Source organism: Streptomyces sp. NPDC055025, from assembly GCF_053608565.1.
In genome coordinates this window covers 1-5,710 of the sequence record NZ_JBSGVS010000140.1, presented here as the reverse complement: position 1 = coordinate 5,710, position 5,710 = coordinate 1, and the positions used below count along the sequence as shown (strand labels likewise).

General features: G+C 70.1%; 5 protein-coding genes. 1 reads left to right on the top strand and 4 read right to left on the bottom strand.

Translation table 11 applies throughout. The features are described 5' to 3' along the window. A partial coding sequence (locus ACWGDX_RS39165; protein ID WP_453633576.1) for an MFS transporter occupies positions 1 to 1,056 on the top strand: 1,056 nt, incomplete at its 5' end. A gap of 30 nt (positions 1,057 to 1,086) precedes the next feature. Here the strand turns inward: ACWGDX_RS39165 and ACWGDX_RS39160 are convergent. From ACWGDX_RS39160 to ACWGDX_RS39145, 4 genes are all read right to left on the bottom strand, one after another. Next, the gene (locus ACWGDX_RS39160; RefSeq protein ID WP_453633574.1) at positions 1,087 to 2,616 is read right to left on the bottom strand and encodes an MFS transporter; all 1,530 of its coding nucleotides are present in this window, start codon (positions 2,614 to 2,616) and stop codon (positions 1,087 to 1,089) included. 10 nt (positions 2,617 to 2,626) lie between these two features. After that, a complete protein-coding gene (locus ACWGDX_RS39155) occupies positions 2,627 to 3,055 on the bottom strand; it encodes a hypothetical protein (protein WP_453633572.1) in 429 nt (142 codons plus the stop codon). A 12-nt stretch (positions 3,056 to 3,067) separates the two neighbouring features. Then, the gene (locus tag ACWGDX_RS39150) at positions 3,068 to 3,616 is read right to left on the bottom strand and encodes a hypothetical protein (protein WP_453633570.1); all 549 of its coding nucleotides are present in this window, start codon (positions 3,614 to 3,616) and stop codon (positions 3,068 to 3,070) included. Between the two features lie 115 nt (positions 3,617 to 3,731). Then, the gene (locus tag ACWGDX_RS39145) at positions 3,732 to 5,357 is read right to left on the bottom strand and encodes a M4 family metallopeptidase (protein ID WP_453633568.1); all 1,626 of its coding nucleotides are present in this window, start codon (positions 5,355 to 5,357) and stop codon (positions 3,732 to 3,734) included. Between the last annotated feature and the right edge of the window lie 353 nt (positions 5,358 to 5,710).

The window sequence follows — 5,710 nt, the reverse complement described above, 5'->3', positions numbered from 1 at the left end:
CTGGTCACGGTGGTGTTCGCCGTCTACGCCATCGGGGTGGTCTTCGCGCTGCTGGTGGCGGGCGACTACTCCGACGAGGCGGGGCGCCGGCCGGTCCTGCTCACCGCCCTCGGGCTCTCCGCCGCCAGTGCCCTCTGCTTCCTCCTCGAAGGCGGGCTGCCGCTGCTGTTCACCGGCCGGCTGCTGTCGGGCCTGGCCGCCGGGCTGCTCAGCGGCACCGCCACCGCCACCGTGCTCGAACTGGCCGCACCGGGACACGAGGCACGAGCGGGACTCGCGGCCACCGCGGCGAACATGGGCGGTCTGGGCTGCGGTCCGCTGCTCTCCGGGCTCCTCGCCCAGTACGCGCCCTGGCCGCTGCGGCTGCCCTTCCTGACGCATCTCGCGCTGGTCGCCGTGGCGTGCGTACTGACCTGGTTCCTGCGGGAGACCGTCCCGCACCCCGTCCGATGGCCACGGCTCAGACCGCAGGGGCTGACGGTGCCGCCCGAGGTGCGCGGAGTGTTCGTACCGTCGGCACTCGCCGCCTTCGCCGGCTTCGCGCTGATGGGACTGTTCACCGCGGTGACGCCGTCCTTTCTCGCCCAGACACTCGGCGAGCACAATCTGGCTGTGTCGGGGGCGGTCGTCTTCTCGCTCTTCCTGGCGTCCACGATCGGACAGGCACTGCTGACACGGGTCGGGGTGCGTCGAGCACTGCCGGGCGGCTGTCTTGTCCTGGTGGTCGGTCTGCTGCTGGTGGGCGCCTCCCTGGCGGCGGAGTCACTGCCCCTGCTCGTACTGGGCGCGCTCTGCGGCGGACTCGGCCAGGGCCTCGCCTTCCGCGCCGGTATGACCGCGGTGAGCGGGGCGGCTCCGCCCGAGCATCGGGGAGGCACCATCTCGGCCTTCTTCGTCGTGGCCTATCTGGGGATCTCCCTGCCGGTGGTGGGCGTCGGGGCGCTGACCCTCTGGCTGGGGCTGAAGAACGCGGGACTGGTCTTCACGGCGTGCGTGGTGGCGCTGACGGCCGGCGTCGGACTCCACGTCCGGCGCAGCCCCCCTTCGGAGAGCTGACGGGAGCGGCGCCGCGGAGGATCAACGGCGTTACCGGTCCGGGGACTCCCTGTCCTGGGACTCCCGGTCCGCCTTGCCGCCCCGGTGGTGTGTGCCGGCCCGGTGACTCGCGATCACATCGGCCACGGCGACCACCAGTGCCGCGATCACGAACGCCACCGACATCACCAGCCCGTGGTCGTAAGCCGTCGGCCAGCCGTCGGGCTCCACCTGGGCGAAGAAGACCGAGCCCACGGCGGCGATACCGATCGCGGAACCCACGCGCTGACCGGTCTGGAGGGTGCCGCCCGCGCTGCCCGCCATGGCCACCGGCACCTCGGAGAGGGTCAGTGTCTGATTCGGCGAGATGACAAGACCGCTGCCCAGACCGGCCACGAGCAGCGGCGCCGCCATCGCCCACCCCGCGGCATGGCCCGGTACGAGATGCACGGCGAACGCGGTGGCCGCCAGCCCCACGGTCACCATGATCAGTCCGACCAGGACCAGCGGCCGGCCGAAGCGGCTGACGAGCCGGCCGCCGACCCCCGCCGCCACGGCGGAGCCGAAGGCGAAGGGGGTGATGGCGAGTCCTGCCTCCAGGGCCGAGTAGTGCAGTCCGCTCTGGAGATAGAGCGTGGTGATGAAGAAGATCGTGGTGAATCCGCCGAAGTAGAGCAGGATCAGCAGACATCCGAGCGAGAACGAGCGGACATGGAACAGCGACAGATTCAGCACCGGCTGGGTACCGCCCGTACGGCACCGGGACTCCCATTTCACAAAGCAGGCCAGCAGGGCCGCGGCGACGAGCAGCAGCAGCCACTTCTCGTCGTTGTGCCACTGCTGTGACTGGACGAAGGGAAGCAGCAGGGCCAGCACGCCGCAGCCGAGGAGCAGTACACCGATCGGGTCGAGGTCGCGCAGCCTGACCCGGCCGGCCGCCGGGGTGTCCGGCAGCAGCCGCCGGGCGAGCAGCAGACAGACCACGCCCAGCGGGAGATTGACGTAGAAGACCCAGCGCCAGCCGTCGTCCGCACCGGCCAACTGGATGATGAGACCGCCGAGCAGGGGTCCGACGGCCGTCGAGATACCGACCACCGTGCCGAACATGCCGAAGGCCCGGCCCCGCTCACGGCCGGAGAACATCTGCTGGATCAGCGCGGAGATCTGCGGGGTGACCGTGCCCCCGGCGAAGCCCTGGACCAGCCGCGCGATCACCAGCCAGAGGCTGGACTGGGCCGCTCCGCAGGCCGCGGACGCCAGGGTGAAGAGCGCGAGTCCCACCATGAACACCACACGCCGGCCACGGGCGTCGCCCAGCCGTCCCGCCGGAATCAGGAAGAGGCCAAAGGCGAGCGCGTATCCGGACAGCACCCACTGGAGATCGGAGACCGGGGTCCGCAGGCCCTCCCGGATGGACGGCAGCGCGACATTGACGATGGAGACGTCCAGAAGCGTCATGAAGCCGCCGACCAGACAGACCGCGAGCGCCTTCCAGCGTCGTGGGTCGGGCGCCGCACCCGCGGCGGACGGGACGGGCCCGCCCGCCGCGGCTCCGCTGTCCCGCGCTGCGTCTCCGGCCATGGATCGGACCCTAAGGGCTCTCCCGCAGTCCCCGGTGGATCGGCGCGCGGCGTCGGATACGGTGCGCCGCGGGGCGCGGGGACGCCGGCCCCTGGAAGGCCCGCAGCCGGTAGAAGAACGTCGTACGCGGTATCAGATCGGGATGACGGTAGGTGGTCGTACCGGGCGGGAGATACTCCAGAACGGTGTACGGGCCCGCCTCCTCCGTCGCGAATTCGAGTACATGACCGGCGGCGCCGGACGCACCGGCCCGCCAGCTCAGATCGATGTCGGTGGGGGTGACAAGGCGCGGAGCGGGGGAGCGTCCGGGACGGCACTCGTCGGGGCGGCACCGGCCGGTGTTCCGGGAGCGGCGGCGCCGTCCGGGTGGGCGCCGGGGACCCGCCGCCAGCGTGAGCACGAGCGCGGCCGGCACGGCCGCTCGTATGGTCGGTCGCACGGAAGGGCTCCGCTACTTGCGCCAGAAGCGGACATCGCTCCAGACCACGGTGGCCGGTCCGCTGCCGCTGTCGGTGCGGTAGGCGCCGAACTTGTCGTAGAAGCTGCCGCCACGGCTGGCGTAGGTGTGCTTCAGCGACCCGTTGATATACGTACGGTGCGAAGTGCCCACCTGGTGCACGGTGTTGACGCGGACCGTCGCGCCGACCGTGCCGGCGTCGGAGAGTGTGGTGCCTCCATGGACCGCGTAGAGCCGTCCGCCCCGTTCGACGGCCAGCATGAAGTACGGTCCGGACGCCGACTCGTTGAACGTCTGCTTGAGGCTGATCCGGGTGCCGCTCAGAGCGCTGACGCGGAAGTAGCCCTCGAACTGGCGGGTGCCGCCGGTGTAGGTGGCGTACCGGCGCTCGGCGCGCTGGTCGCCGCTCGCGGTGGAGCAGGTCAGCCGGAACGTCAGATCGTCGACCTGGCCGCAGCCTCGCTCCTGCACCGTGAAGGTGGGCGAGACCGAGGTCCACCCGCCGGGCTCCACCTCCGCCGAGGCCTGCGGAACGGCTGTCAATGACGAAACGCCCACCGCGGCACGCGGAACACCGCAGCCGGCCTCGGGAAGAGACCGGCTGCGGTGGTGAGATATTCACCTATCCGAACGCCCAGGGAACGGGGTCAGATACGGGTCACTTGACGTTGATGGCGGTCCAGGCCGCGCCGACCGCCTTGTACTCGGCGCTCGTGGTGCCGTACAGCGCGCCCGCCGCGCTCAGCGTCGCGGTGCGCGCCTTCGCGTAGTTGGTGGAGGACGTCATATACGTGGTGAGGGCCTTGTACCAGATCTTCGTGGCCTTGTCCCGGCCGATGCCGGTGACCGTCGAACCGTCGCTCGTGGGGCTGTTGTAGCTCACGCCGTTGATGGTCTTGGCGCCGCTGCCCTCGGAGAGCAGGTAGTAGAAGTGGTTGGCCGGGCCCGACGAGTAGTGGACGTCGAGGTTGCCCAGGGTGGACGACCAGTAGTCCTTCGACGCGCCGTCCTTGCTCGGCTTGTCCTGGTAGCGCAACGGCGTGCCGTTGCCGTTGATGTTGATCTCCTCGCCGATGAGGTAGTCACCCGGGTCGTTCGGGTTGGCGGCGTAGAACTCCACCGCCGTGGCGAAGATGTCGGAGGTCGCCTCGTTGAGTCCGCCGGACTCGCCGCTGTAGACCAGCTTGGCCGTGGCGGCCGTGACACCGTGGCTCATCTCGTGGGCGGCGACGTCGAGCGAGGTGAGCGGGTGGGTGTTGCCCGAGCCGTCGCCGTACGTCATGCAGAAGCAGCTGTCCTGCCAGAACGCGTTGACGTAGTTGTTGCCGTAGTGGGCGCGGGAGTAGGAGCCGACACCGTTGTTCTTGATGCCGTTGCGGCCGAGCACGTTCTTGTAGAAGTCCCAGGTCGTCGCGGCGCCGTAGTGCACGTCGACGGCGGCGCTCTGCCGGCCGCCGCCCCAGATGTCGTCGGCGTCGGTGAAGAGCGTGCCGGTGCCCGAGGTGCCCTGGTTCAGGTCGTACGTCTTGTGGCTGCCGCGCGTACCGTCGGTGAGGTTGTACGTGGTGCCGCTCTTGGTGGTGCCGAGCGTGACGGAGCCGCTGTAGGCACCGGTGCCGGTGCCCGTCTGGACGGCCTCGTCCCGGAACAGCTCCTTGCCGGTGGCCGCGTCGGTGACCACATGCAGTTCGCTCGGGGTGCCGTCCGGCTGGAGGCCCTTGACGACGGTCTCCCAGGCGAGCACCGGAGTGCCGGTGGCCGCCCAGATCACCTTGCGCGGCGCGGACTCGGCCGCGGGCTTCGCGGTCTTCTCCGCCGAAGCGGCCTTCAGGGCGCTCGACTTGGCGGTGGCCGGGGCGACCTGGGCATCGGTGGAGGCCACGGATATCCGGGCCGAGGTCGCCTTGGTGACACTGCGCCCGCCGGCCGGGGCCCGGTGGACCACCAGATCGCCGCCGAGCACGGGCAGTCCCGCGTAGGTCCGCTCGTACCGGGTGTGCACCGTGCCGTCGGCGTCCTCGATGACATCACGGACGACGAGCTTCTCCTGGGCACCGAGTCCGAGGGACGCGGCTTCGCCCGCGGTGTCCGCCTCGGCGGACTGGATGGCCGCGACACGCTCGGCGGGGGTGAACAGGACGGCGGTGGCGCCGCGTTCGCGCGAAGGGTCGGGCTGGGCGCTGGCCGTTCCCGACTGGATGCCGACAACCACCATGGCGGCGGAGGCGACCAGGGCCGCGGCACGGGCCGCGTTCTTGCGGGGAGTGGAAGCTACAAGTCTCACTCAGTCTCCAAGAGTGATGGGCCGCCCGGGGACGGCCCTGCTGTGGGGGAGCTCGCCGCGCGGTCGACGCGCGTTGAACCGTCCAGAGAGTGACATCGATTGGACACTGAGCAATAGATTGCATACCAGAATTTGACCTTGAGTTGTCGATTCAGGACGCCAAACAAACATCAAACGGGCGTAGTGCCAAGGGACTTGGGGCGGGGAAGCGCCGTGCGGGAGCGGGACTGCGAGGGAGCGGAGGGCCCCGGCGGGCGACTTGAGTTCTAGTGGTCGTTGCAACACCCCAGCTCAGGGGAAGCAATGGCCATCGATTACGGCAAGCGGCGCAAGCCCACGGGACATGCTCCGCA

Bases quoted from the DNA above. Each gene is read 5' to 3' on its own strand.
- ACWGDX_RS39160 (WP_453633574.1), bottom strand. From the start codon at position 2,616: ATGGCCGGAGACGCAGCGCGGGACAGCGGAGCCGCGGCGGGCGGGCCC.